Source organism: Arcobacter pernae (assembly GCF_049472135.1).
Lineage (GTDB): Bacteria > Campylobacterota > Campylobacteria > Campylobacterales > Arcobacteraceae > Arcobacter_B.
This window is the reverse complement of the sequence record NZ_JBMOVV010000009.1, coordinates 53,338-75,906: the sequence shown is the minus strand read 5'-3', so window position 1 is coordinate 75,906 and position 22,569 is coordinate 53,338. Positions and strand designations below refer to the sequence as shown.

General features: G+C 26.9%; 27 protein-coding genes and 8 tRNA genes. 24 read left to right on the top strand and 11 right to left on the bottom strand.

What is annotated here, in order from left to right:
• The first annotated feature begins 4 nt into the window (after positions 1-4).
• The 5 genes from ACH5BF_RS10965 to pyrF all read left to right on the top strand — a co-directional run bounded on the left by ACH5BF_RS10965 (position 5) and on the right by pyrF (position 4,132).
• Positions 5-1,690 (top strand): potassium channel family protein, encoded by a 1,686-nt coding sequence (locus ACH5BF_RS10965; RefSeq protein ID WP_423274272.1) that lies wholly within the window; start codon positions 5-7, stop codon positions 1,688-1,690.
• On the top strand, positions 1,691-2,494 hold the full coding sequence (gene kdsA, locus ACH5BF_RS10960) for a 3-deoxy-8-phosphooctulonate synthase (protein WP_423274271.1): 804 nt from the start codon (positions 1,691-1,693) through the stop codon (positions 2,492-2,494).
• 71 nt (positions 2,495-2,565) lie between these two features.
• Entirely contained in the window at positions 2,566-3,036 is a 471-nt protein-coding gene (gene ribH / locus ACH5BF_RS10955; RefSeq protein WP_423274270.1) for a 6,7-dimethyl-8-ribityllumazine synthase, read from the top strand.
• A 1-nt stretch (position 3,037) separates the two neighbouring features.
• Positions 3,038-3,430, top strand: a complete 393-nt coding sequence (gene nusB, locus ACH5BF_RS10950) for a transcription antitermination factor NusB (RefSeq protein ID WP_423274269.1) — start codon at positions 3,038-3,040, stop codon at positions 3,428-3,430.
• Positions 3,431-3,433: 3 nt separating this feature from the next.
• Positions 3,434-4,132 carry an orotidine-5'-phosphate decarboxylase gene (pyrF, locus tag ACH5BF_RS10945; protein WP_423274268.1) on the top strand — a complete coding sequence of 233 codons (699 nt, stop codon included), beginning with the start codon at positions 3,434-3,436 and terminating at the stop codon, positions 4,130-4,132.
• Here pyrF and ACH5BF_RS10940 read toward each other — a convergent pair.
• Entirely contained in the window at positions 4,122-5,606 is a 1,485-nt protein-coding gene (locus tag ACH5BF_RS10940; protein WP_423274267.1) for a diguanylate cyclase, read from the bottom strand. The genes pyrF and ACH5BF_RS10940 overlap by 11 nt on opposite strands.
• 206 nt (positions 5,607-5,812) lie before the next feature.
• Between ACH5BF_RS10940 and ACH5BF_RS10935 the strand changes: the two genes are divergently transcribed.
• The 8 genes from ACH5BF_RS10935 to ACH5BF_RS10900 all read left to right on the top strand — a co-directional run bounded on the left by ACH5BF_RS10935 (position 5,813) and on the right by ACH5BF_RS10900 (position 6,618).
• Positions 5,813-5,903 (top strand) — tRNA-Ser (locus ACH5BF_RS10935).
• A gap of 8 nt (positions 5,904-5,911) precedes the next feature.
• Positions 5,912-5,988: transfer RNA gene (locus ACH5BF_RS10930), tRNA-Ile, on the top strand.
• A gap of 6 nt (positions 5,989-5,994) precedes the next feature.
• A tRNA-Gly gene (locus tag ACH5BF_RS10925) sits at positions 5,995-6,071 on the top strand.
• A 52-nt stretch (positions 6,072-6,123) separates the two neighbouring features.
• Positions 6,124-6,200, top strand: a tRNA-Gly gene (locus tag ACH5BF_RS10920).
• Positions 6,201-6,216: 16 nt separating this feature from the next.
• A tRNA-Met gene (locus ACH5BF_RS10915) sits at positions 6,217-6,293 on the top strand.
• 13 nt (positions 6,294-6,306) lie between these two features.
• Positions 6,307-6,383 (top strand) — tRNA-Met (locus ACH5BF_RS10910).
• A 43-nt stretch (positions 6,384-6,426) separates the two neighbouring features.
• Positions 6,427-6,503, top strand: a tRNA-Thr gene (locus tag ACH5BF_RS10905).
• 40 nt (positions 6,504-6,543) lie between these two features.
• A tRNA-Gln gene (locus tag ACH5BF_RS10900) sits at positions 6,544-6,618 on the top strand.
• A gap of 17 nt (positions 6,619-6,635) precedes the next feature.
• On the opposite strand, the gene ACH5BF_RS10895 is transcribed toward ACH5BF_RS10900, so the two are convergent.
• Positions 6,636-8,408 (bottom strand): sensor domain-containing diguanylate cyclase, encoded by a 1,773-nt coding sequence (locus ACH5BF_RS10895; protein WP_423274266.1) that lies wholly within the window; start codon positions 8,406-8,408, stop codon positions 6,636-6,638.
• 324 nt (positions 8,409-8,732) lie between these two features.
• On the opposite strand from ACH5BF_RS10895, the gene ACH5BF_RS10890 reads away from it, so the two are divergent.
• The gene (locus tag ACH5BF_RS10890) at positions 8,733-9,149 is read left to right on the top strand and encodes an NUDIX domain-containing protein (protein WP_423274265.1); all 417 of its coding nucleotides are present in this window, start codon (positions 8,733-8,735) and stop codon (positions 9,147-9,149) included.
• A 52-nt stretch (positions 9,150-9,201) separates the two neighbouring features.
• On the opposite strand, the gene ACH5BF_RS10885 is transcribed toward ACH5BF_RS10890, so the two are convergent.
• On the bottom strand, positions 9,202-10,083 hold the full coding sequence (locus ACH5BF_RS10885) for a tetratricopeptide repeat protein (RefSeq protein ID WP_423274264.1): 882 nt from the start codon (positions 10,081-10,083) through the stop codon (positions 9,202-9,204).
• A gap of 125 nt (positions 10,084-10,208) precedes the next feature.
• Here ACH5BF_RS10885 and ACH5BF_RS10880 point away from each other — a divergent pair, with 125 nt between their 5' ends.
• Positions 10,209-10,547, top strand: a complete 339-nt coding sequence (locus tag ACH5BF_RS10880; RefSeq protein WP_423274263.1) for a MerR family transcriptional regulator — start codon at positions 10,209-10,211, stop codon at positions 10,545-10,547.
• Positions 10,548-10,555: 8 nt separating this feature from the next.
• On the opposite strand, the gene ACH5BF_RS10875 is transcribed toward ACH5BF_RS10880, so the two are convergent.
• The gene (locus ACH5BF_RS10875) at positions 10,556-11,053 is read right to left on the bottom strand and encodes a DsrE family protein (protein ID WP_423274262.1); all 498 of its coding nucleotides are present in this window, start codon (positions 11,051-11,053) and stop codon (positions 10,556-10,558) included.
• A 192-nt stretch (positions 11,054-11,245) separates the two neighbouring features.
• Between ACH5BF_RS10875 and ACH5BF_RS10870 the strand changes: the two genes are divergently transcribed.
• A complete protein-coding gene (locus tag ACH5BF_RS10870; RefSeq protein WP_423274261.1) occupies positions 11,246-11,779 on the top strand; it encodes a hypothetical protein in 534 nt (177 codons plus the stop codon).
• 5 nt (positions 11,780-11,784) lie between these two features.
• A complete protein-coding gene (locus tag ACH5BF_RS10865) occupies positions 11,785-12,522 on the top strand; it encodes a hypothetical protein (RefSeq protein WP_423274260.1) in 738 nt (245 codons plus the stop codon).
• A gap of 2 nt (positions 12,523-12,524) precedes the next feature.
• Here the strand turns inward: ACH5BF_RS10865 and ACH5BF_RS10860 are convergent, their stop codons facing one another.
• A complete protein-coding gene (locus ACH5BF_RS10860; RefSeq protein WP_423274259.1) occupies positions 12,525-12,848 on the bottom strand; it encodes a hypothetical protein in 324 nt (107 codons plus the stop codon).
• 77 nt (positions 12,849-12,925) lie between these two features.
• Here ACH5BF_RS10860 and ACH5BF_RS10855 point away from each other — a divergent pair, with 77 nt between their 5' ends.
• Together ACH5BF_RS10855 and ACH5BF_RS10850 are read left to right on the top strand one after the other, a co-directional pair.
• A complete protein-coding gene (locus tag ACH5BF_RS10855; RefSeq protein WP_423274258.1) occupies positions 12,926-13,846 on the top strand; it encodes a radical SAM/SPASM domain-containing protein in 921 nt (306 codons plus the stop codon).
• Positions 13,847-13,884: 38 nt separating this feature from the next.
• On the top strand, positions 13,885-14,736 hold the full coding sequence (locus ACH5BF_RS10850) for an EI24 domain-containing protein (RefSeq protein WP_423274257.1): 852 nt from the start codon (positions 13,885-13,887) through the stop codon (positions 14,734-14,736).
• 17 nt (positions 14,737-14,753) lie between these two features.
• On the opposite strand, the gene ACH5BF_RS10845 is transcribed toward ACH5BF_RS10850, so the two are convergent.
• The 3 genes from ACH5BF_RS10845 to ACH5BF_RS10835 are packed head-to-tail and all read right to left on the bottom strand — an operon-like array spanning position 14,754 to position 17,019.
• On the bottom strand, positions 14,754-15,917 hold the full coding sequence (locus tag ACH5BF_RS10845) for a S8 family peptidase (protein WP_423274256.1): 1,164 nt from the start codon (positions 15,915-15,917) through the stop codon (positions 14,754-14,756).
• A complete protein-coding gene (locus ACH5BF_RS10840; RefSeq protein WP_423274255.1) occupies positions 15,914-16,324 on the bottom strand; it encodes a hypothetical protein in 411 nt (136 codons plus the stop codon). The genes ACH5BF_RS10845 and ACH5BF_RS10840 overlap by 4 nt, the downstream gene beginning before the upstream one ends.
• Complete coding sequence (locus ACH5BF_RS10835) at positions 16,324-17,019, bottom strand: response regulator transcription factor (protein ID WP_423274254.1); 696 nt, start codon at positions 17,017-17,019, stop codon at positions 16,324-16,326. Before ACH5BF_RS10835 ends, ACH5BF_RS10840 begins: the two co-directional genes overlap by 1 nt.
• A gap of 145 nt (positions 17,020-17,164) precedes the next feature.
• Here ACH5BF_RS10835 and ACH5BF_RS10830 point away from each other — a divergent pair, with 145 nt between their 5' ends.
• Complete coding sequence (locus ACH5BF_RS10830) at positions 17,165-18,643, top strand: cache domain-containing protein (protein WP_423274253.1); 1,479 nt, start codon at positions 17,165-17,167, stop codon at positions 18,641-18,643.
• 17 nt (positions 18,644-18,660) lie between these two features.
• Here ACH5BF_RS10830 and ACH5BF_RS10825 read toward each other — a convergent pair whose 3' ends face one another.
• Entirely contained in the window at positions 18,661-18,903 is a 243-nt protein-coding gene (locus tag ACH5BF_RS10825; protein ID WP_423274252.1) for a hypothetical protein, read from the bottom strand.
• A gap of 113 nt (positions 18,904-19,016) precedes the next feature.
• Between ACH5BF_RS10825 and ACH5BF_RS10820 the strand changes: the two genes are divergently transcribed.
• The 3 genes from ACH5BF_RS10820 to ACH5BF_RS10810 are packed head-to-tail and all read left to right on the top strand — an operon-like array spanning position 19,017 to position 20,882.
• The gene (locus ACH5BF_RS10820; RefSeq protein ID WP_423274251.1) at positions 19,017-19,847 is read left to right on the top strand and encodes an AraC family transcriptional regulator; all 831 of its coding nucleotides are present in this window, start codon (positions 19,017-19,019) and stop codon (positions 19,845-19,847) included.
• Positions 19,848-19,894: 47 nt separating this feature from the next.
• Positions 19,895-20,578 carry an AzlC family ABC transporter permease gene (locus ACH5BF_RS10815; RefSeq protein WP_423274250.1) on the top strand — a complete coding sequence of 228 codons (684 nt, stop codon included), beginning with the start codon at positions 19,895-19,897 and terminating at the stop codon, positions 20,576-20,578.
• Positions 20,571-20,882, top strand: a complete 312-nt coding sequence (locus ACH5BF_RS10810) for an AzlD domain-containing protein (RefSeq protein WP_423274249.1) — start codon at positions 20,571-20,573, stop codon at positions 20,880-20,882. The genes ACH5BF_RS10815 and ACH5BF_RS10810 overlap by 8 nt, the downstream gene beginning before the upstream one ends.
• A gap of 124 nt (positions 20,883-21,006) precedes the next feature.
• Here ACH5BF_RS10810 and ACH5BF_RS10805 read toward each other — a convergent pair whose 3' ends face one another.
• Both ACH5BF_RS10805 and ACH5BF_RS10800 read right to left on the bottom strand, forming a co-directional pair.
• Positions 21,007-21,198 carry a DUF6726 family protein gene (locus tag ACH5BF_RS10805; protein WP_423274248.1) on the bottom strand — a complete coding sequence of 64 codons (192 nt, stop codon included), beginning with the start codon at positions 21,196-21,198 and terminating at the stop codon, positions 21,007-21,009.
• Between the two features lie 37 nt (positions 21,199-21,235).
• Positions 21,236-21,886, bottom strand: a complete 651-nt coding sequence (locus ACH5BF_RS10800) for a helix-turn-helix transcriptional regulator (protein WP_423274247.1) — start codon at positions 21,884-21,886, stop codon at positions 21,236-21,238.
• 296 nt (positions 21,887-22,182) lie between these two features.
• Between ACH5BF_RS10800 and ACH5BF_RS10795 the strand changes: the two genes are divergently transcribed.
• Positions 22,183-22,557 (top strand): RidA family protein, encoded by a 375-nt coding sequence (locus tag ACH5BF_RS10795; RefSeq protein ID WP_423274246.1) that lies wholly within the window; start codon positions 22,183-22,185, stop codon positions 22,555-22,557.
• Positions 22,558-22,569 lie beyond the last annotated feature (12 nt).

The window sequence follows — 22,569 nt, the reverse complement described above, 5'->3', positions numbered from 1 at the left end:
ATTTTTGGAAAATAGCTCACTATTTATCATTCTTCAAAGAATGAGAATACCTTTTTTAGTAATTGTTATAACATATACTATAGCAATTACTGGGCTTATTCTAATTGATGGGGTTGATGAAAATGGTAACCCTTATCATATGAGTATTTTCGATGCTTTTTATTTTGTAACTTATACTGCTACGACTATTGGTTTTGGTGAGACTCCTTATACTTTTACTTATCCTCAAAGAATGTGGGTTACCTTTTCTATTTATTTAACTGTACTTGGTTGGTTTTATGGAATAGGAGCATTAGTTTCTTTACTTCAAGATAAACTTTTTTTACAAGAAATTCAAAAAACTAAGTTCAAAAGACAAATAGGTGATTTAAAAGATAAATTTATAATAATCTTAGGCTATAACCAAATTACAAAAGAGATAATTTATAAAGCAATTGAACAAGGCACAAGAACTGTAGTTATTGAAAAAGATAAAAAAAGAATAAATGAACTTTTATTAGAAAGTTTTACTCCAACAGTTCCTGTTCTAACTTGTGATAGTTACTCAATTAAAGTTTTAGAAGCAGCAGGTATAAAAAAATCAAATTGTAAAGCAATTGTTTCCTTATTTGAAGAAGATAGTATGAATTTAAGAGTGGCATTAACTGCTAGGCTTTTAAACAAACATGTAAAAATAGCAGCAAAATCTACAACCACAAATCAAACAGAAAATTTAAAAGATTTAGATGTTGAAATTATTGCAAATCCTTTTTCTATTATTTCTTCAGAAATAAATATAGCTTTAACAGCACCAAATATTTTCAGATTAGAAAAATGGCTTTATGGACTAGATACCTTAGTAGCAAAACTTCCAGTTTTTCCAAAAGGCAAATATATTATTTGTGGTTATGGAAGACTAGGGCGAAAAATATATGAAAAATTAAATGCAAATAATATTGAACTTGATTTAGTTGAACTTGATATAAACAAAGCTCAAAGCTATTCAGATGAAGAAATATCTCATGTAAACTTTGGAAATGCAGATGATAAGCAAATGCTTTTAAATGTTGGTGTAAAAGAAGCAACAGCAATTATTGCTGCTACAAATGATGATACAACTAACTTATCAATTTTAGCAACGGCTAGAAAGTTAAACCCACAAATTAAGACAATAGTTCGTGAAAATGAGATGGAAGATTTTTCAATTTTTAAAAATGCTAATATTGATCATATTTTTTTACCATCAAAGATTTTAATAAATAAAACTACAAATGCTCTTATTAGACCATTATCAGATAAATTTATAAGATTGATGCTAAAAAAAGATGAGAAATGGGCAAGTGAATTAGTAAAAAAACTTATAACAGTAATAGATGAAGATCCGTTAATATTTGAATTAAGTATTGATGAGCTTGAAGCACCAGAAGTATATAAACATTTAAAAAGTAATGAAACTTTAAATTTAGAGTTTTTATTTAGGTCGTTACATAATAAAGAACAGAGCAATAATGTGGTACCATTATTGCTTAAAAGAAAAGAGGAATATACTCTTTTACCTCAAAATAATTTGGAATTAGAAATAGAAGATAAAATACTAATTGCATGTGATAAATATGCTAAAAGTGATATTGAATATATCTGTCAAAATATTTATGAGTTTCATTATGCCTTAACAGGTAAAGAAAAAGAAACAATTTTTAAAAGGAATTAAATGAAGATTTTAACTGGACCTTGTGTTTTAGAAGATAGAGATACAGTAATGAGAATTGCTGAAAAGCTAAAGCCTTTAAGTGAAGATAAAAGAGTAGAATTTTATTTTAAGGCTTCATTTGATAAAGCAAATAGAACAAGTTTAGACTCATATAGAGGACCAGGACTTGATGAGGGTTTAAAATTATTCCAAGAGATTAAAGACCAGTTTGGATACAAACTAGTAACTGATATTCATGAATCATATCAAGCAGCACCAGCAGGTGAGGTTTTAGATATTTTACAAATCCCTGCATTTTTATGTAGACAAACAGATTTATTAGTAGAAGCTGCAAAAACAAATTGTAAAATCAATATTAAAAAAGGACAGTTTCTAGCAGCAGGAGCTATGAAACATCCAGTTGAAAAAATATTAAAAACTAGAGGTGTTCAAGAAGTTAATTATGAAAACTCAAATGAAAATGGTGTTTGGCTTTGTGAAAGAGGAAACACATTTGGTTATGGGGCATTAGTAGTTGATATGAAAAACTTAATTGCTATGAGAGAGTATGCACCAGTTATTTTTGATGCAACACACTCTGCACAAGTTCCAAGTACAGGTGGAACAACAGGTGGTAACTCAGCTGTAGTACCAAGTCTTGCAAAAGCAGCAGCAGCAGTTGGTGTTGATGGTTTCTTCTTTGAAACACATACTGATCCAAGTGTAGCTTTAAGTGATGGTCCTAATATGGTTCAAGTTGATGAACTGTATAAAGTAATTGAAGATATTTTTGCAATTCAAGAAGTATTAGGTTACAACAAATAAAAGCCATTTTTAGGCTTTAATCAAGTTTTGGATATAATCGCCAAATATTATAGAAAATTCGGAGAAATTTTATGAAAATTATTGAAGGAAAAATGAGATTAAATGGTAACGAAAAAGTTGCTATTATCAATGGAAGATTTAATCACATTATTACAGACAGACTAGTTGAAGGTGCTAAAGACGCATTTGTTAGACATGGTGGAAATGAAGATAACTTAGATTTATTATTAGTTCCTGGTGCATTTGAAATTCCTTTTGCATTAGAAAAAGCTTTAGCTTCTGGTAAATATGATGCAGTATGTTGTGTTGGTGCAGTAATTAGAGGAGCAACTCCTCACTTTGATTATATTTCTGCTGAAGCAACAAAAGGTATTGCAACAGTTGCTTTAAAATACGGAAAACCTGTATCAAATGGAGTTTTAACTACTGATACAATTGAGCAAGCAATCGAAAGAGCTGGTTCAAAAGTTGGAAATAAAGGTGCAGAAGCAATGACTACAATCATTGAAATGTTAGACCTTTACGCTGAAATGGAGAAATAATTTGGCTACTAGAACACAAGTAAGAGAGTCAGTTATTGGTTTACTTTATGCTTATGATTTAGGTAATGAGGGTATTGCTAAATTTGTTGATGATATTTTAGAAGATAAAAAAATCAGAAATAAGCAAAAAGAATTTGCATTAAAACTTTTCAATGGGACAGTTGAAAATATTGAAAAAATTGATGAAGAGATTATAGGTCATTTAAAACAAGGTGGTTTATCTGATATTGGTTCAGTTGAAAAATCTATTTTAAGACTTGCAATTTTTGAAATTTTTGATGGTTTAGATAAGGCTATTGTAATTAATGAAGCAATTGAATTATCAAAGAAACTTGCAAGTGATGGTGCACCTAAGTTTATCAATGGACTTTTAGATAAAGTAAAAAAGGCTTAGTTTATGAGTAATGCTATGAAACTTTGTGTATCTTTGGATTTACCAACGGCAAAAGAAAACTTAGAAATCGTAAAAGAAATCAAAGATTTTGATGTATGGTTAAAAGTAGGTTTTAGATCGTATATAAGAGACGGGAAAGAGTTTTTAGAGGAATTAAAAGCTATAAATCCTAATTTTAAAATATTTTTAGATTTAAAACTTTATGACATTCCAAATACTATGGCTGATGCAGCTGAAGAAATAGCTAAATTTGGTTTAGTAGATATGTTTAATGTTCATGCAAGTGCAGGAACTAAAGCTATGAGTACAGTAATGCAAAGAATTAAAGATATTCCAAATAAGCCTTTAGTTTTAGCAGTAACTGCCCTTACTTCTTTTGATAATGAGTCATTTAAAGAAGTATATAATGAAGATATTGAAACAAAAGCTACTAAGATGGCAAAAGATACACATAACTCAGGAATTGATGGGGTAGTGTGTTCTGCTTTTGAAAGTTTAGATATTAAGGCTAATACTTCAGATAGCTTTATTACTTTATGTCCTGGAATCAGACCTTTTGGTGAAGATGCAGGTGATCAGCAAAGAGTTGCAGATATTCCTTTTGCAAAAGAGAATAAAGTAGACTTTATTGTTGTTGGAAGACCTATTTATAAAGCTTCTAATCCTAAAGAGGTAGTAGAAAAAATATTAGCTAATATCTAGTTTTATTTCTTCCACTATTTTTTGCTTCATAGAGCAGTTTATCTGCTCTTTGAATTACACTATCTAAACAATCATTCTCTAAGTCAAACTGGGCACAACCAATACTTATTGATACATTATTTTTAATTTTCTGTATATTTAATCTATGTATTTCTTCTCTAACCTTTTCAGCAAGTAAAAAAGCATTTTCTAGATTAGTATCTATTAAAACTATTAAAAACTCTTCTCCTCCATATCTTGAAACTAAATCAGTTTTTCTTAGTGAGTCTACTAATGTAGAAGAAACAGATTTTAATACTATATCGCCAATTGCATGGCCATAGGTATCATTTATTTGTTTAAAGTTATCAATATCAATTAATAAAAAAGAAATATCATTCTTTTGCCTTTTTGCAAGTTCTAAAAGTCTTAAAGACTCTTTTCTTATGGCTCTTCTATTTAAAAGTAGTGTTAATGCATCTTTATTTGCTAAGTTCTCTATTTTTGTTACAAGTCTAGTAAGATAATAAGACATGTAGACAATTGATAAAATAAATAAAAGAACTAATACTTGAGACATAGACTCTTTAATTATTATTGCATGTTTTAAAGAAGGGTTCTCTTTATAAGCTAAAACAATTTTATCATTAAGTACTTTGCGAATTATTAACTCTTTATTTTTTATATCAAGTTTATCTTTTTTATTAAAATTTGTTGTGGATGAAATAATAGAGTTATTGTGATTGAGTAAATAACTATTTCCACTGAGATAATCTTTTTTAGTAAAAAGATTATCTAAAAAGTCAAGTTTTATATCTATTGATATTACACCAACAAGATTATTATAATCATCTGAAATCGGTAAAGATAGGGTAGTTAATAAATCATTACTAACACCATCAATATATAAATCAGTCAAAACTATATCTTGTGTTGGGTTGTTCTTTTTTATTGCTTCTACCCAAAAATTCTTTTCGTATTGCTCTTCTATAAAATTTGCTGTAGGAGTAAAACTATAAGGAGCAAGAAAGATATATTTTCTATTTGATGTAAAATATATCCATTTTATATCAGGTAGTGTTTCTAAAGCAGTTTTAAAAATATAATCAAGATTAAGTATTTTATTGATTTCTTTTTTATGCTCTTTTGAAATATTATTAATATTATTGCCAATACCATAAAGAGTAGAGTTAAATTTATTGTCAATTAAATATTGAATATTGTATGTATCTTTGATATTTAAAGCTTTAGAATAGTTAGAGCTTAGAATATACTCTTTTGTTCTATTTGAATTAACGGCATTTTTAAAAGTATATAAAATTGTTTTTGATATATAAAAATACTCTTCAAGTATTTTTTTTTGATTATCTAAGTATGTATTAATATTTTTTTTATGGTTGTTTTCTTCTTTTTTATAAATATAAAAGATGCCAACAATAAAAATAATAGTTAATATTAATAGAATATAATAATTTTTATTCAATTTTTTCAACATTTTTTATCCCATGATATTTATTTAATTTTACAATTTTAATCATTTAAATCTAAATAGTGTGACAAAACAGTTACAAACACTTATTAAAACTTATGTTTTGAAAAAAAAACAAAAAAATATTTTTATTGAAGATAATTTAAGTAATATTTAAGTGTATTACTATTATAATTCCCATCCAAATTTGATACATTGTTATCAAAAACGACGGATAGATGGGTGAGTTGGCTGAAACCACATCCCTGCTAAGGATGCGTACTGGCAACGGTACCGAGGGTTCGAATCCCTCTCTGTCCGCCATTAAGTGAGGGTCTATAGCTCAGCTGGTTAGAGCACTCGGCTCATAACCGAGTGGTCGAAGGTTCGAGTCCTTCTAGACCCACCACTTAATGCGGGAGTAGCTCAGTTGGCTAGAGCCTCTGCCTTCCAAGCAGATTGTCGCGAGTTCGAGTCTCGTCTCCCGCTCCACTAATAAATAGAGTTGGTAAAGCTATTTATTTTTTATTAATTTACCATTTGAGCGGGAGTAGCTCAGTTGGCTAGAGCCTCTGCCTTCCAAGCAGATTGTCGCGAGTTCGAGTCTCGTCTCCCGCTCCACTTTTATTTTTATTAACGCGGAATAGAGCAGCTAGGTAGCTCGTCGGGCTCATAACCCGAAGGTCACAGGTTCAAATCCTGTTTCCGCAACCAATTTAGCCATAGTGTCAAGGTAGCTCAGCTGGCTAGAGCGCTGGTCTCATAAGCCGGAGGTCGAGAGTTCAAGTCTCTCTCTTGACACCATTTTAAAATGCATGAAAATGCTTTTAACAAACACACTACGGAAGCTGGTGTAGCTCAGTTGGCTAGAGCAGCTGATTTGTAATCAGCAGGTCGGGGGTTCAAGTCCCTTCACCAGCTCCACTTTATTTATAAATTACACAACATTATTTCAGACTCAGAATGGGGTATCGCCAAGCGGTAAGGCCACGGTTTTTGGTATCGTTATTCGGGGGTTCGAATCCCTCTACCCCATCCACCTAATTAAATCTAAATTCATTTTTCACAAATATTATTACGACCATTGTTTTTAACTTGATATAGAGCATCATCTGCATTTTTAATAATATCTTTTATATCTAAACCATCTTTATATACACTAATCCCAAAACTTGCGGTACAGTTGTTTACAGTAGTAAAATTATAGTTTTCTATTTTATCTTTTATTTTTTTTGCTATGATTAAAGTCTCTTCTGAATTTGTTTTAGGACAGATGATTATAAACTCTTCTCCACCCCATCTTCCAAGCATATCTGTTTGCCTAATATTTGATTTTAAGATATGTGAAAACTCCTTAAGAATAATATCTCCTATTTGATGTCCATAGGTATCATTTATTTTTTTAAAGAAATCTATATCCAATAAAATCAAACTAAAAGACTCTTTGTATCTTTTTGCATATTTATATTGTTCTTCTAAAAAACTATCTATTTTTGTTCTATTGTATAGCTTAGTTAACTTATCTGTAATAGATAATTCTTCAAGTTGTTTGTTTAATTTTGTTAGTTCATTTGATTTTCGCTCAGTTATCTCTAGAAGCTTATTTTTTTCTTTTAAAAGAATCTCTATTTTTGATTTATCATTTAATGCATTTTGTTTTAAAAGTTGTTCCAACTCTTTTTCTTGTTCTATCTTTTTAAATTTATAAGATATTAAATAAGATAAAATCAATGCTTCAATTATTATACCTATTCCTATACTACGAGATGAGATATAGTTAAAGTCAGCTATTCCCATGTAAAACATAAGACCATAAAGACTAAATAGTATATAAAAAACATGTGCAGTTAAGAAAATCTTTATAAATTGATTACCTTTTTTATAAATTGTTATACTAATTAATAAAAAGATAATTAATGAATAGTTTAGACTTAAAGATAATAACTCTAAGGCATGATTGAAATTTATGACTGCATAAATTACATTTGATAAAAGTAAAACTATAATACTATTTAAAAAGAGATGTTCTGTTTTATATTTTTCTTTAGTTTCAAAAACTGATTGAATGAATAGAGCTAAGAAAATAGGTGTAAGCATCAAGGCAAAATTAAACCTCATGGCTAACTCTCCATATATATTAAAATAGTGAGATAATGAGCCATACATATATAGTATCCATACAGTAGCACTTAACAGATAGAGAAAGTAGTATAAATACTCTTTATATCTTGTTGATAAGAAGATTAGCAAATTATATAAAGCAAGAGCTATTAATAAGCCAAAAAAGAAAATTCCATCAGCTTTTTCATAAATCAAATATTTTATTGATTCATCTTTTGTTAGTATAGAATAATCATAAAAATGGTAAGCATAAGTTTTTTGATTTATGTATATAAATTTGGTTTCATTTTTTTCTAGATTTATAGAATAAACGCTATTAGCTCCTAAAAGTTCTGATTTCTCTTTTGAGTAACCTGTATGTATTTCTGTTTTTTTTATAAGTTCATTTTTTATATTTGTTTCATAAAATACAATTTCTTTAAATGTAAAAGCTAAGTTTTGATGAATAAATAGTTCAATTGTATTATTTGTGTTATTTGTTAATTTAATCTTTAACCATGTATTTGTAATATCTGTACCTAAGCTATCTTTATTCTTGCCTTTTTTAAATTCAACTTTACTTAGATTTTCAAAGCTGATATTTTCATTGTTATTTATAATATATTCAAGTTCAAAGTCTGTTAACTTTGAAGTTTCCTTATTTATATCTATAGCATTTAAAGTACTTATTTGTATGAATAATAATATTAAAATGAAAAATGGTTTCAATGTTTTGCCTTAAAAATAATTAATATTTGATGTTATTAAATTATAACATTTATTTACAAAATATATTTAAAACAGCTTCTTATATAAAACTATTAATATAACGTCTTTTATAACAATAATATTATTTATATGTAAGATTATTTTATATATAATTACAAAAAAATATCTAAAAAGGGTTAATTAGTGACATACATTTTTAACTTTATTTTATTAACTTTCATAATTATAATATTCTCAGAAAATATTGATAGATATTTTACTTCAGTAGCAAAATATATAGTTGAGAATTTAGTATAATATCTAAAAAATATATTAAGGCTATAAATGATTAAAACTCCTTATTTAAGTGTTGATGGAATTATCAAATTATATGATAACAATAATAATTTTAAAGGTATTGTATTTATCGAGAGATTAAATAAACCTCATGGTATTGCAATACCTGGTGGTTTTGTTGATATCGGTGAAAGTGTTGAATCAGCATTAATTAGAGAAATGAAAGAAGAAACTTCATTAGATGTAGAGATTGAAAGTTTGATTGGTGTATATTCAGACCCCTCAAGAGATCCTAGATTTCATACAGCCTCAATAGCATATGAATGTAAAGCTTATGGAATACCAAAAGCTTGTGATGATGCAAAAGAAGTATTTGTTTATACTTATGATGAAATACCATTTGATAAGCTAGTTTTTGACCATGAAAAGATTATAAAAGATTTTCTTTTGAAAATAAATAAGTAGTTTAACTTTTTTAAAGTTCTAATAGATGAAAGAAATATCTTTCATCTATTCTCTAAGAAACATCCACTTTCTTTTCTAAGATTTTAATTATTTCTTCATGGTTTACAAGTTCTGTAAACTCTTCTTCGGTTTCTATTTTATAAATATAGTCTTCATTTAACTCAATGGCTTTTTCTAAATCTGAAATCGCATTATCATCTTGTCCTAGTACTGCAAATACTTTTGCTCTTTGATAGAAGGCATTTGGATAGTCACTATCTATTTCTAATGCTTGGTTCGTAAGACTTAAAGACCAGTTAGCTTCTCCTAAATCTAAAGTGGCATCTGCTTTATATGTAAGTGCTTCAACTTCATCTGGTCTTATTCTTAGAATTTCATCATAAATCTCTATTTTTCCACTAGGAGTTGTTTCTTGCGAGGCTCTAAGCCATAAAGAGTGAATAGTATTCATAATCTCTATTTCTTGTTCATTTTGTTTAACTTGTTTAGCTCTTTTTGCTAAATCTTTTTCAAAAATGGACATTCTTTCTTCATACTCATAAATAGTTTTTGATGTTTTTTCATCAATCATATTTTTTACTTTTTCATTAATATCTTTTATTGATGACCAACCAATAATAACTAAAATAGAACTGGCTGCAGCAATAATATAAAACATATTATTGATAGTTGAAGTAGCATAGTTAATAACATTTGTTGAAATATCAACCTCTTTTTTAGCTAGTGTTTTATGTAGCTCAATTTTTAAATCCCTATTTTCATCTCTTAACTGTTTTATCTCATTTAAGATATAGTTCTCTACAAAGGGATTGTAAAGAGGCTTTTGTAAAGAGTTCACTTTCTTGGTAATCTCTTCTTTTGAGATAGGTTCAGTTTTTGATTGGGCTAGTAGGGCAGTGCAAATAAGTAGTAATAAAACTGCAATTTTTCTCATGTCTTTCCTTTCTAAAATTATGAATTCATAATCATTATATCTTTTTTAGCAAAAATAGAAATAAATAAAGATTTAGAATAAAATTATTGAAATAGTTGTATAATTCGTAAAAACAAAGGACAATCTTGGCACTATTAAATAACGATAAAGACATTTTACCTTTAAGTAGTATTGCAGAACTTTTAACTGCAAAAGTAAGAACACTTAAAATGTATGAAGATAAAGGTTTACTTCCTAAAAAGACAGATGGTAAAAAACTTTACTCTATTAATGATGTTAAATTGATTGCATTTGTACACTACTTAGCTAGTGCAAAAAAAATTAATGCAAATGGTATAAAATATATCATAGAAATGTTAGAAAATAATATGGATGAGAAAAATAAAGCAGACTTTTTAGACATCGTTGAAGGTAAAATGGAAAAACTTTCAGGTATTGATGTAAAAGATGTAGATGTAATTTAGTTCCAATTTTAAAAAATTGGAACTAATTTATAATCTTGTGTTTGCCAACCAATCAAAGAAATAAATCCATCTGCAATAATATCCATCTCTTCTGGAATAGTATTATTATCTACATTGAATACTTTTGTAGCAACTGCACAAACTTCCATTCTAACTCCAAGTTTAGCTAATGTTTTAATTGAATCTTGAATTGATTCTAAATGCTCTTCATTTTCCATTTCAAAGGCTTCATCTTGAACAGTACTTAAATATTTAACAGTTTTTCCTATAAATACTAAAACCATCTTAGGTTTTACACCTTGTTTTACTAAACCTTGGTGAGTACCTTCTATAATATCTAAGTAAAAAGCTGTTTTTCTAACATCTGTGAAGTCAATTAAAAAAACACTTTTTGCTTCTTTTATTCCATTTAATGCAACCTTGTCATTTATCTCTTTTGCATTTAATATGTTGAAAGATGCAAGTGAAATAAAAAGTACTAATAATAATTTACTAAATAGTTTCATAAGTCTCCTTTTTAATATTATTATAATTATATATTATACTTTAGAATTAAAACTTTAATAATATAATTAAAATTTATATATAGTTTTAAAAGTATAATAAAGTAACATTTACAAAAGAGTACTTTATACAAAAACACAAATATCTTTGGATATAATCTTTAAAATATAATATAAATTAATATAGGAATAATTATGAGTGATAGACTACATGAAGTAATAGCACAAATAGGTGTATTACATAATGAACTTATAAATAATGAAAAAATAAATGATGCTAATTTAGTATTTGAATATATAGAAGATTATGATAATGATGTTCAAGAACACTATTTAAATTTACTTTTACAATACTATTTTCAAAAAAATCAATTAAGTAATTTAAAAGAACTTCTTTTAGTTGGTGCTAAATTTGATATGAGATTTTCTGATGTACAAGAAGCTTTTTTAAATATTAAAAATAATCAAGAAAATGTAATCGAGTTTATGGAAGAGAGTATTATTTTTATTAAAGATGAAATAAAAGATGAGTTAGAAAAAATGTTTGAGTACTATAATCAAGATATAGATAATCAAGTAAACTTAGAGCAAAGTATTGAAGTGATAAAAAGAAATAGATATATTTGTGCTTATTGCCATAAAAATATTGAAAAAGAAGAGTGTAAGTTTTTCTTAAATGAAGATTTATTAGAGAGTCTTAAAAGAGATTTACCATATCTTTTAAAGTAGTATAGATGCCAACATCTTTTGAGTTTGTAATACCAGAAAATTTTTTATTTATACCTGCGAATTTATCATATATATCATTTTGTATATTTGTAAGTTTTATTATATTTAAAATATTTAGATCAAAAATAGTTTTTCTAATATCAATTGTTTTAACTTTAAGTCTATTTTATAATGACATTTTTTTAAAGTATCTTGTAAAAAACTTTTATAGTTTAACTTCATATAATAGCACTTTTTATAAAAAAGCTGTTAAAAATGAGTATAACCGAATTGAAAGTTTGTCTACTATTAAAGTATATGGCCATGATTTAAAACAATTAGCAAATTTATCTTCAAGTTCAAAACAAAAACTAGTAGATGAACATGAAAGTTATATTGAAAAATTTGTTGATATACCGGCTTTAGAATATAGATTTAATAGATATAAATATAAAAAAGTTAGACTTTTTTTAAATGGCTATGAATATACACAAGAGTCTAAAAATAATGAAATAAAAGCTAAATACTCTATAAAAGTTGAAAAGACAAAAAGTCTTCTTCCTAATATTTATGATGAATATAAATATAGATTTGTAGATAATAAAACAAAAGAGGTTTTAGCGACAGCTTATTATGTGAAGTTTTTAAATAAAAAGGGTTTAAGACATAAACTTTTATATTGGAACGAACAAAGAGATAAGGCTTTTACACCTTTAGATATACAAAACTTTGATGAGATTTACAAAAAAGTATTTATTGAGTAGTATTAAAAAATACTACCCATCTCATCATTTAGATACTCGTCTATTTTATCTTTAAAATCTTTATACTCTACAGAACCCTGTCTGTTGAATATAACTATCTCTTCTCCAAAGTCATCATGGATAAAATGATCTTGATTTATGATTTCATTATATAGTTTCTGAATATCTTCTTCACTCTCATCTTTATTAAATAAAAACCAGTTTGCAGTTGAATCTTCTATTCTTATTAGTCCGTAAGTTTTTTTATCATCAATATAGTCTTGAATAGTGCCATTATCAAATTTTGCACCAACAACTATGTCATTTTCATTTAAAATCATTTCCATTTTTGAACCTTTGTTTTGAACTTAAATCGAATTATAATTAAACTACAATTACTTAAGGCTTTAAGCTGCTTTGTTTTATGAACTATTTGATACAATTGCTAAAATTTAAAAAAGGCTATAAAATTAAAAAATTTAAAAAAGTTCATATTGAAATTACTAATATTTGTAATCTAAAGTGTACATTTTGCCCTCCTAAAATCAAGCCAAATCAAACAATGAGTCTAGAGCATTTTGAAGATATAAATGCACAATTAAAAGAGTATACAAAACAGTTAGCTTATCATGTTGTAGGAGATCCTTTAGTACTATCAAATTTAAATAAATATTTAGATATTAGTTTAAAAAATGATTTAGAAGTTAACATCACAACTACGGCAAATAATTTAAATGAAAAGCATTTTGAATCATTGCTGCATAAAGCTATAAGACAAATAAATTTTTCTATAAACTCTTATAATGCAAATTCTCATAAGAAAAGTTTAGATGAGTATTTAGACCCAATAATTTCTTTTATAAAATATGCCCAAGAACATAATCATGAATATTTTATAAATCTTAGAATTTGGAACTTAGATGAAGAACAAAGTGCAAAACAGTTTAATCAAAAGGTATTTGACAAAATAAATAATAGTTTTAATACTCAAATTCTTTTAGATGAGGTTTATTCAAATAAGCCCAAAAATATAAGAATAGCTAAAAAACTATTTTTTAATTTTGATGAATATTTCAACTGGCCTAGTTTAGAAAATAAGTTTGTTTCAAAACAAGGATTTTGTTATGGTTTAGACTCACATTTTGGAATATTGTCTTCTGGTGATGTAATTCCTTGTTGTTTAGACCAAAATGCTTGTGTAAACTTAGGAAACACTAATGATTCACAAATAAAAGATATATTAAATTCAAAAAGAGTAAAAGATATTCAAAAAGGTTTTAAAGAAGGTAAAGTAGTAGAAGAACTTTGCCAAAAATGTGAATATAGACTTAGATTTGATAAGTAAAACTAAGCTATAATTCAAAAAATTATTAAAGGTTTCATTTGACAGAAATAGATATATTATCAAGAAGTTTAAAAGATTTTTTAACCTCTAAGATGTTAAGAATAGCACTTGTTCCACTTATTATTACAATGATTTTAATTTATTCATTGTTTTTTGCAGCAGCTGATTTTGGAATTACAGCACTTCAAGAGATAGCACAAGCTTCAGAAAATGGTCAAGAAGTAGTTATAGATGAGAATGCACCATTTTATTTCGTGTGGTTAACATATATAATTGTATTTTTATTTAAATACTCTTTTACTTCATGGATTGCAGGATTTTTATTATATACAATTGGTTCGATAGTTGTTTTACAAGCATCAGTTATTTTGACATTAGTTGTAATTGGATTTTTAACACCAATGATTTTAGGAATTGTTCATAAAAGGCATTATAGTCATTTAACTTTACATGGGCATGGTACACTTTTATCTCCATTATGGGTTTTACTTAAAAGTCTATTTATGATGATATTTTTATTTGTAATCTTGATTCCAGTATATTTCGTACCAGTTTTAAATATTTTGGCATTTTCTTTACCTTTGTACTATTTCTTTCATAAACTTTTAAATCATGATGTTGCTTCAACACTTTTAAGTCAAGAAGAGTATAAAAGAATATACAAAAAAGAGGCAAATGCTTTTAGGGGAAGAACATTATTCTTATATTTGGTATCTATGATTCCTTTTATTACTTTATTTACCGCAGTATTTTATATCATTTATTTAGGTCATGCATACTTAATAAAACTAGATAAAATGTATGAGTTTGAAGTACCTGATATGAAAAATGATATAAATAGTGAAAACAAAGAGAAGAAAGAAGATATTAAACTTTTAGAAGACAAGTAAGATTTTCTTACTTATCTTTATGGATTAAGTGAGGCTTGCGCAGCTTCTATAGCTTTTTTTGCGTTTATTTTTCCATAAGCTCTTTTTGTATCAAAACTTCCTACTGAATAGTCTGCATTTGTTCCTCCAACTTTATCTGTAGTTGAAATCAAAATATTTCTTACTTGTGCAAAAGTAAGATTTGGATTTACTGATAACATTAATGCAACTAATCCTGTAGTTGTAGGAGCTGCAAAGCTTGTACCAGATGTTAAAGTATAGTTATCTAGATTTTCATTTGTATATGAAAGTTGAGTATTTTTATTTTCTCCTGCACTTCCACTTTGATCTAGGGATAAAATACCTAAAAGATTAGAACTATTATTAACACCACCTCCACCAGGTGCTATAACATCAATCGTTGAACCATAGTTTGAGTAAGAAGTAACATCATTAAGTATACTAGAAGCACCCACTCCAATAACTGTATCTATCTCTGATAAATCTTCATTCCCAGCTTGGTCTAAATCTGCACCATCATTCCCTGATGAGAATACTACAATAATACCAGCATCTTTAAGTTCTGTAATTTTATCTGACACAGTTTGAGGAATTGAACCTAATCCCCAACTACAATTTATAACTCTTGCACCATTATTCTGAGCATAAGTAAAAGCTTCTATAACATCTGCTTCACTTAAAGTATTATTTTCAAAATCTAAGTTAATAAGTATAAGTTGAGTTTGTGGTGCAACACCAACTTCATCTCCTGCAACTATACCTGCAACTGCAAGACCATGATAGAATGTATCTCCATCACTATCTGCTATATTAGATGAACCATCCATTGCATTATAGACTTTAAATATTTTACTTTTAATATTTGGGTGATTTACTTCAAAGTCTTCATCAATGATAGCTACTTTTATAGCTTGGCCATTTGTTTGCTGTCCTTTTGTAACTGCCCATGCTTCTTCTAAGCTTATATGTGCTTCATCATCTATATTATTGCTTGTTTTATATGTTGTATTAATATTTTTATTTATATGCCAAGCAAATTGAAACATATTATCATCAATAACTGAAGCAACCACATTTTGAATAGATGAAGATGAAGTTCCTCCACCTCCACCACCACAAGCTGTAAGACTAAGTGCTAAAGTAATAGCAATACCATATTTTTTTATGTTAGTTGGGCTCATCTTCTTTGTATCTTTAGTAGTTTATTTGGTGTAGCACTTTTTATATCTTCTTTTTTATAAAGTTCTTGTGCTAAGTTAAAAATATTTTGAGTATCTTCTATTTTTATTAAGAAAAAATTTTTACTGATTTCTTTATAATTTGTGATATTTAAATCACTAAAATCATCTTCACAGTAAGCATCTTTCTGACATTGAACTATAATTTCATTTTTGAACTTTATAGTTTTTCCATCAGTTGTTTCATAACTATGTATTTTTTCAGAATTATTTTGAGAATCTAAACTATAAGATTTTGCTTCTAATGATTTAGTTAGTTCTACTTTTTTATCAAACTCATAATAAAAGTCTTCAGCAAATAATAGTGTTGAAAATAGTGTAAGTGAAACTGAAAGTAAAAACTTTTTCACTATTCTTCTCCTAAAATCAATCTATATCCTGTACCTTGAACATTTTTAAGGCATTTTTCTGGTAGTTTTTTTCTAAAGTTTTTGATAAATAATCTCATTGCATTTTGAGTCATAACAGAATCTTCATCCCAGATTTGGTTTTCCATTTCTTCATATGTAATAATTCTATTTTTAGTTATTAGAAGTTTTAAAAACATATTCTCTTTTTTTGTAAGATTATGTGTCTCTTCTTTATTTGAAATAATAGATTTACTGTAATCAAAATACCACTCTTCATTTAAAGTATAAATTTTATTATCATCATGAGTTTTAAGAAAAGCTTCTAATGCATCCATTAGTTTTTCTTGAGTTATTGGTTTTATTATGTATTTTACCAAATGAAGTTCAGTTGCTTGAAGCATATACTCTAAATCTGTATGGGCTGATGTAATTATAATTCTTGTTTTTGAGTCTGATTCTCTTATTTTTTTTACTAAATCAATTCCAGTTTCACCTGGAGGCATTCTAATGTCAGTAATAATTAAATCAGGTTTGTTTTGTACATATTTTATATATCCATCACTGGCATTTTTTGCTGTAATTGTCTCTTTAAATAGGTGCTCTAATATCTCTTTAATATTATTTCTTATTCCATCTTCATCCTCTATATAAAGTACAGAAAAAGCATTTAACTTAGTTGTTATATTATCTTGCATTGCGATAAAATCCTTATTAGAAATATTATGCTATCATATCATATTTATGGTTACAGGACAAGAAAAATTGAATTTAATAACAGAAAATAATTTATCAAAAATAACAATATACATCTTTATAATAATTATGTCGTCAATGATATTTATGATTTCATATTTTTATGTAAAAAATACATATGATGATTTTGAAAAACAAATGGAAAAGTTTGTGCAGGAGTATTATGAAGACCAAAAAAGAATACTTAAAAAAGAAATTGATACAGTTATTGATGTATTAAATTACAATCTTACAAAAGTTGATACAAATGAAAAAGAGATAAAAGAAGATGCAATAAGACTTTTAAATAATATTTCTTTTCAAGAAAGTAAGAGTAACTACTATTTTGTTTATGATATTTTGGATATAAATGGAGGAGATGGTTTTGCTAGACTTATTGTAAACCCAAATAGACCTGATTTATTAGGTAAATTAATATCAACAAACTATCAAGATGCAAATGGCAAAAAATTTAGAGAAGAGTTTTTAAAAAACATTAGAGTTAAAGGTGAATCTTTCACTCAGTATGCTTATAAAAAGCCAAATACAAATGATGAGATTAGACAAAAGCTTTCATATTTTAAATATTATAAAGATTGGAATTGGGTGATTTCAGTTGGTGTTTACATAGATGATATAGAAAAAGAGATTAAGAAAAAAAGAGAAGCTTTAGAAAAAACTGTACGAAATCAAGTAGGGCAGAATATAGTTTTATTTGTGATGTTTTTATCTATTGCTATCTTAATTTCAATTGCTGTATCTCAAAAAATTGATGAGGTTTTAAAAACTTATCAAAACAAAGTAAAAGCAAAAACAAAAGAGCTTGAAGAATTAAATCAAGATTTAGAAAACAGAGTATCTTACGAAGTTAGTAAAAATAGAGAAAAAGAACAACTTCTAATTCAAAAGTCAAGATTTATCGCTTTAGGTGAGATGATTTCAAATATTGCCCACCAATGGAGGCAGCCTTTATCTGAGTTGTCATCTATTTTGATGTATATAAAATTTAAACATAGTATTGGTGCTTTAGATGATGAAACTATGCAAAAAAAATCAAAAGAGGCTGATAAAGTTCTTGATTTTATGTCCCATACTATTGATGACTTTAGAAACTTCTTTATGCCTAAGAAGGAGAAAGAAGAGTTTTTCTTAAATAAGATGGTTGATTCTGTTATGACTATTGTTTCAAGTGCTTTACGAAATAATAACATCACAGTAACTATAGATGTAGATGAAAAAATAAAACTTTATACTTATCAAAATGAGTATGAACAGGTTTTATTAAATATTCTAAAAAATGCAAAAGATGTTTTAATAGAAAAAAACATACAAAATCCTAAAATCTTTATTTGGGCAAAAGAAGAAGAGTTTGATGTGGTTTTATATATTGAAGATAATGGTGGTGGTGTAATAGTTGAACCAAAAAGTAAAATATTTGAACCATATTTTACAACAAGAGATGATAATGATGGAACGGGAATAGGTCTTTATATGTCAAAGACTATTGTTGAAAAGAATATGAAAGGGAAACTTCTTGTGGAAAACATCAATGATGGAGCAAGATTTTCAATAGTAGTTCCTAAATAGGAAACTACTTTTATAAACTAAAAATATAAAATTGCTGCAACTATCATAAATCCAACACCAACTACAATTAGTTGCATTGATTTTTCTTTTTTTAGTATTGCTTCATCTACTTCAAAAACAGCAACAGATTTTAATGCACCGCTTTCTTCAAATTTTAGAAACTTATAACCTTTTTTTGAAAGTTTAGCTTTTGTTTTTTCAAGTTCTTTTTCTCTTTGTTCTTTTGTAAATCCACCAATTACAATGTTTTTTATTGCCATATATACCTCTTATAAAAAATTGCTTATATTATATCTATATTGAATTAATAAAAAAGTTTTACAATAGCAATATCGTCCAATACTTTATTTACTACTTTGCTATAATAAATATTATGAAAAAAAAAGATGAAGTAATATATGATGCAAAATTTTGGAAACCTAAAATAAATGAAGATATAGTTTTACATAAAGCTTACTTTAATAACTATGGTTTTGATAAGCATGTTCATGAAGATTATACTATAGGTTTAATATACGAAGGAGAAATGGATGCCTTTGTTGATGGAGGAAAGAAAAAGCTAAATAATACCAGTGTAATTACGATTAATCCAGATGAAACACATGCCTGCCAAAGCCAGTATAGTAAGGGGTACAGACATTATTCTTTATATCTTAAACCAAACTTTGTAAAAAAATTTCAAGAAGAAAACTTCTATAATGAAGAGCTTTTTTTCTCATCTGGAATTTTTGAAAATAAATATTTTGCTAATAAACTTACAAGTTTGATAATGCAAAATGAACATAAAATAAACTCAAATATAGATTTTGAATGTGAGTTGATAACTACTTTAAATGACTTATTCCTTGTAAATAGTAAAGCAAAGATGCCTATTATTTTAAGTGAGCATGACAAAATGATAAATAGAGCAAAAGAGTTTATGAACTATAATCTTCACCTTGATTTATCTCTTGATGATATCTCAAATGAGCTTGATATTTCAAAGTATCATTTTTTAAGACTTTTTAAACAAAAAACTTTCCTTTCTCCTCATTCGTATTTAATGCTTAAAAGAATAGAGCGAGCAAAAGAGGCTTTGCAAAAAGGTGAGAGTATTATAAATACTGCATATATATGTGGCTTTAATGATCAAAGCCATTTAAATAGAAGATTTAAATCTTTTGTTGGTTTAACTCCTGGAAATTACAAGAAATTTTTTAATTAGCAATTAGGTACAAGATTTTTGATTATGCTCTTTGCTAAAATCTATTTATGAAAAATGAATTTTTAGATGGATTTATGGCAAATATGCCAATAGGAATAAGTGTTTTCACTTATGGTTCAGTTTTAGGTGTACTTAGTACTCAAAAAGGAGTTGAGCTTTTTGAACTAGTACTTATGAATATTTTTATTTTTGCAGGTTCTTCTCAATTTGTACTAGTTCAAATGTGGGATAACACCGTTGATATAATAGCAATGATTACTGCTGCTTTACTTATAAATCTTAGATATTTTTTAGTTGGGGCTTCACTAAATCCTCTTTTTAAACAAAGTAGTAAAAAAGATAAGTTTAAATACATGCATTTTGCAACTGATGAATCTTGGGCGATAACAATGCAAAGACTAAAAAGTCAAGATATTACTCCTAAGTTTTTATTTGGTGGTGGAGTTTGTATTTTTTTGACATGGTTTATAGGAACAGTTTTGGGATATAATTTAGGGGAGTTTATAAATGACCCTAAAACTTATGGTTTGGATTTTGCTTTTGTTGCTATATTTTTTGCCTTAGCTCTTAGTATGTATAAAGGAAAAGGTGATGTTTTACCTTGGATTATAACTTGTATTGTTGCAGTACTTGCAAGTTTATATATTGAGGGTAACTTTTATATAGTAATAGCTGCTATTGTAGGTTCTTATAGTGCTGTTGTTTTACAAAAAGGAAAATCAAATGAATAGTATAGATTTAAATGCATTAATAATTATATTTTTTGTAGCAATAGGGACTTATACATTAAGAGTATCGGGACTTCTTTTATCTTCTCGGTTTGTAAAAAATGAGGGTGATTTAAAACTTTTTTTAGATTATCTGCCATCAACACTTTTATTGGCCTTGGTTGTTCCATCTATTATAAAAGAGGGAATGATTGGAGTATTAGCAGCCTTTTTGATATTTGTATGTATGTATAAAACAAAAAGTATTTTGCTTTCACTTTTAATAGGTGTGCTAACAGTAGCTTTATATAGAAACTTCTTTTTGTAAAGATGAGGTTAATTTTTATCCTCATCTTTATATTTATCTTCCATTTTTTTAGTTAAAAAAGCTAGCATTAGTACTACAAGTGTAACAATACCAAAACCAATTATTTCAGAAATAAAATCACTCATTAAAATGGTATCACCGTATCTACTACATCACCAGTTACTGAAATAGTATCTCCTACAATATCAGGTGTTACTACATTTACAGCAGCACCAACTATTTTAAAAGGAGCAGCTGCTACAGTACCTACTATACAGCCTTGAAAACTAAATACTACAAATAGAAGAAAAATAGTTTTTAGAATAAGATTTTTCATATAAACCTTTTAGTTTTAATTATTTTTGAAAGTATAGCTAATTCTTTTTAATTTTCTTGATATATCTATAAACAGATGGTTCTGACATTTGAAGTTTATCGGCTACTTCTTGAACAGCACCTCTTATATTAAAAATACCACAGTCATTTAAGGCTTTTATGATTTCAGTTTTTTCTTTAGTGTTCATTCTTTTTGGAAGAACATCAAATTGTTCTATTATTGCATCAATTTTACTTAATGTTATTTCTTGAGGATTTGTATTTAAATTCTCTTTTATATTGTTAAGTGATAAAATTTTATCATCTACATAGTTTGGAAGTAAAGAAGTTATAAAAGATAAAGATTTTTTTACTTCATGGTAATCAGAGTTTAAACATAAAGCTCCAACTATTTCATTTTTATCATCTCTAATAAAATAAGTAGAAGAGTATAAAAGTCTTCCTTCAATAGTCTTAGAGTTATAATTACATATAAACTGTTTATTTCCTTTTGATTCTGTTGCAATAAAATCTAAAACAAGATCAGTTATGGGATCACCTATTTTTCTATTACTTATATGACCATTTATAATATGTACGATTGAATGTTCATAGTTTGTCATATCATGTAGGATTATTTCAGTATTTTCTCCTAATACTTCACCTAAAAAATCTGCAATGGGAATATATTTCTTTATATAAGGATTCAAAATTTACCTTTTAGTGTTTGATTGGTGAATTATAAGAAATATATAAAAAAATGTCAATGTGATAATAAATTGTTATTACATCAATAATAAATTGTAGATTAATTTTGATAAAAGTTATTAGTTTCTTTAAAATATCAATTTTTAGACAGTAAAAGTGACTTTTATATAAGAAAAAAGCAATAACTGTATAAAAAATACAATAAAAATTTATCAATTTGTGATAAAAACTATTTACAACGATAAAATTTTATTATATACTGACTTCAATGAGAAAAAATTATCATAAAGGAATAAAAATGAAAGCAATAAATTCACTAAAAGCACCAAGTGCAATAGGACCTTATTCTCAAGCTGTAGATAAAGATGGTTTTATCTTTGTGTCGGGTCAATTACCAATTGATGAAAATACAGGAGAGTTTGCGGGAGAGCATATAAAAGATCAAGCAAAACAATCTTTAGAAAACATCAAGTTTATTTTAGAAGAAGCTGGTTTAGAAATGAAAGACATTACAAAAACAACTATTCTTTTAAAAAATTTAGAAGATTTTGTAGTTGTAAATGAGATTTATGGAAGCTACTTTAGTGAACCTTTCCCTGCAAGAGCTACATATGAAGTATCAAGACTTCCAAAAGATGCATTAATTGAAATAGAAGCAATAGCAAAAAGATAGTAAAAAATTATG

What these genes read in the sequence shown, in the direction of transcription:
- kdsA (WP_423274271.1), top strand. Translation starts at nt 1,691, where the DNA reads ATGAAGATTTTAACTGGACCTTGTGTTTTAGAAGATAGAGATACAGTA.
- ribH (WP_423274270.1), top strand. Translation starts at nt 2,566, where the DNA reads ATGAAAATTATTGAAGGAAAAATGAGATTAAATGGTAACGAAAAAGTT.
- pyrF (WP_423274268.1), top strand. Translation starts at nt 3,434, where the DNA reads ATGAGTAATGCTATGAAACTTTGTGTATCTTTGGATTTACCAACGGCA.
- ACH5BF_RS10940 (WP_423274267.1), bottom strand. Translation starts at nt 5,606, where the DNA reads ATGTTGAAAAAATTGAATAAAAATTATTATATTCTATTAATATTAACT.
- ACH5BF_RS10890 (WP_423274265.1), top strand. Translation starts at nt 8,733, where the DNA reads ATGATTAAAACTCCTTATTTAAGTGTTGATGGAATTATCAAATTATAT.
- ACH5BF_RS10885 (WP_423274264.1), bottom strand. Translation starts at nt 10,083, where the DNA reads ATGAGAAAAATTGCAGTTTTATTACTACTTATTTGCACTGCCCTACTA.
- ACH5BF_RS10875 (WP_423274262.1), bottom strand. Translation starts at nt 11,053, where the DNA reads ATGAAACTATTTAGTAAATTATTATTAGTACTTTTTATTTCACTTGCA.
- ACH5BF_RS10870 (WP_423274261.1), top strand. Translation starts at nt 11,246, where the DNA reads ATGAGTGATAGACTACATGAAGTAATAGCACAAATAGGTGTATTACAT.
- ACH5BF_RS10865 (WP_423274260.1), top strand. Translation starts at nt 11,785, where the DNA reads ATGCCAACATCTTTTGAGTTTGTAATACCAGAAAATTTTTTATTTATA.
- ACH5BF_RS10860 (WP_423274259.1), bottom strand. Translation starts at nt 12,848, where the DNA reads ATGGAAATGATTTTAAATGAAAATGACATAGTTGTTGGTGCAAAATTT.
- ACH5BF_RS10855 (WP_423274258.1), top strand. Translation starts at nt 12,926, where the DNA reads ATGAACTATTTGATACAATTGCTAAAATTTAAAAAAGGCTATAAAATT.
- ACH5BF_RS10845 (WP_423274256.1), bottom strand. Translation starts at nt 15,917, where the DNA reads ATGAGCCCAACTAACATAAAAAAATATGGTATTGCTATTACTTTAGCA.
- ACH5BF_RS10835 (WP_423274254.1), bottom strand. Translation starts at nt 17,019, where the DNA reads ATGCAAGATAATATAACAACTAAGTTAAATGCTTTTTCTGTACTTTAT.
- ACH5BF_RS10830 (WP_423274253.1), top strand. Translation starts at nt 17,165, where the DNA reads ATGATTTCATATTTTTATGTAAAAAATACATATGATGATTTTGAAAAA.
- ACH5BF_RS10825 (WP_423274252.1), bottom strand. Translation starts at nt 18,903, where the DNA reads ATGGCAATAAAAAACATTGTAATTGGTGGATTTACAAAAGAACAAAGA.
- ACH5BF_RS10820 (WP_423274251.1), top strand. Translation starts at nt 19,017, where the DNA reads ATGAAAAAAAAAGATGAAGTAATATATGATGCAAAATTTTGGAAACCT.
- ACH5BF_RS10815 (WP_423274250.1), top strand. Translation starts at nt 19,895, where the DNA reads ATGAAAAATGAATTTTTAGATGGATTTATGGCAAATATGCCAATAGGA.
- ACH5BF_RS10810 (WP_423274249.1), top strand. Translation starts at nt 20,571, where the DNA reads ATGAATAGTATAGATTTAAATGCATTAATAATTATATTTTTTGTAGCA.
- ACH5BF_RS10805 (WP_423274248.1), bottom strand. Translation starts at nt 21,198, where the DNA reads ATGAAAAATCTTATTCTAAAAACTATTTTTCTTCTATTTGTAGTATTT.
- ACH5BF_RS10795 (WP_423274246.1), top strand. Translation starts at nt 22,183, where the DNA reads ATGAAAGCAATAAATTCACTAAAAGCACCAAGTGCAATAGGACCTTAT.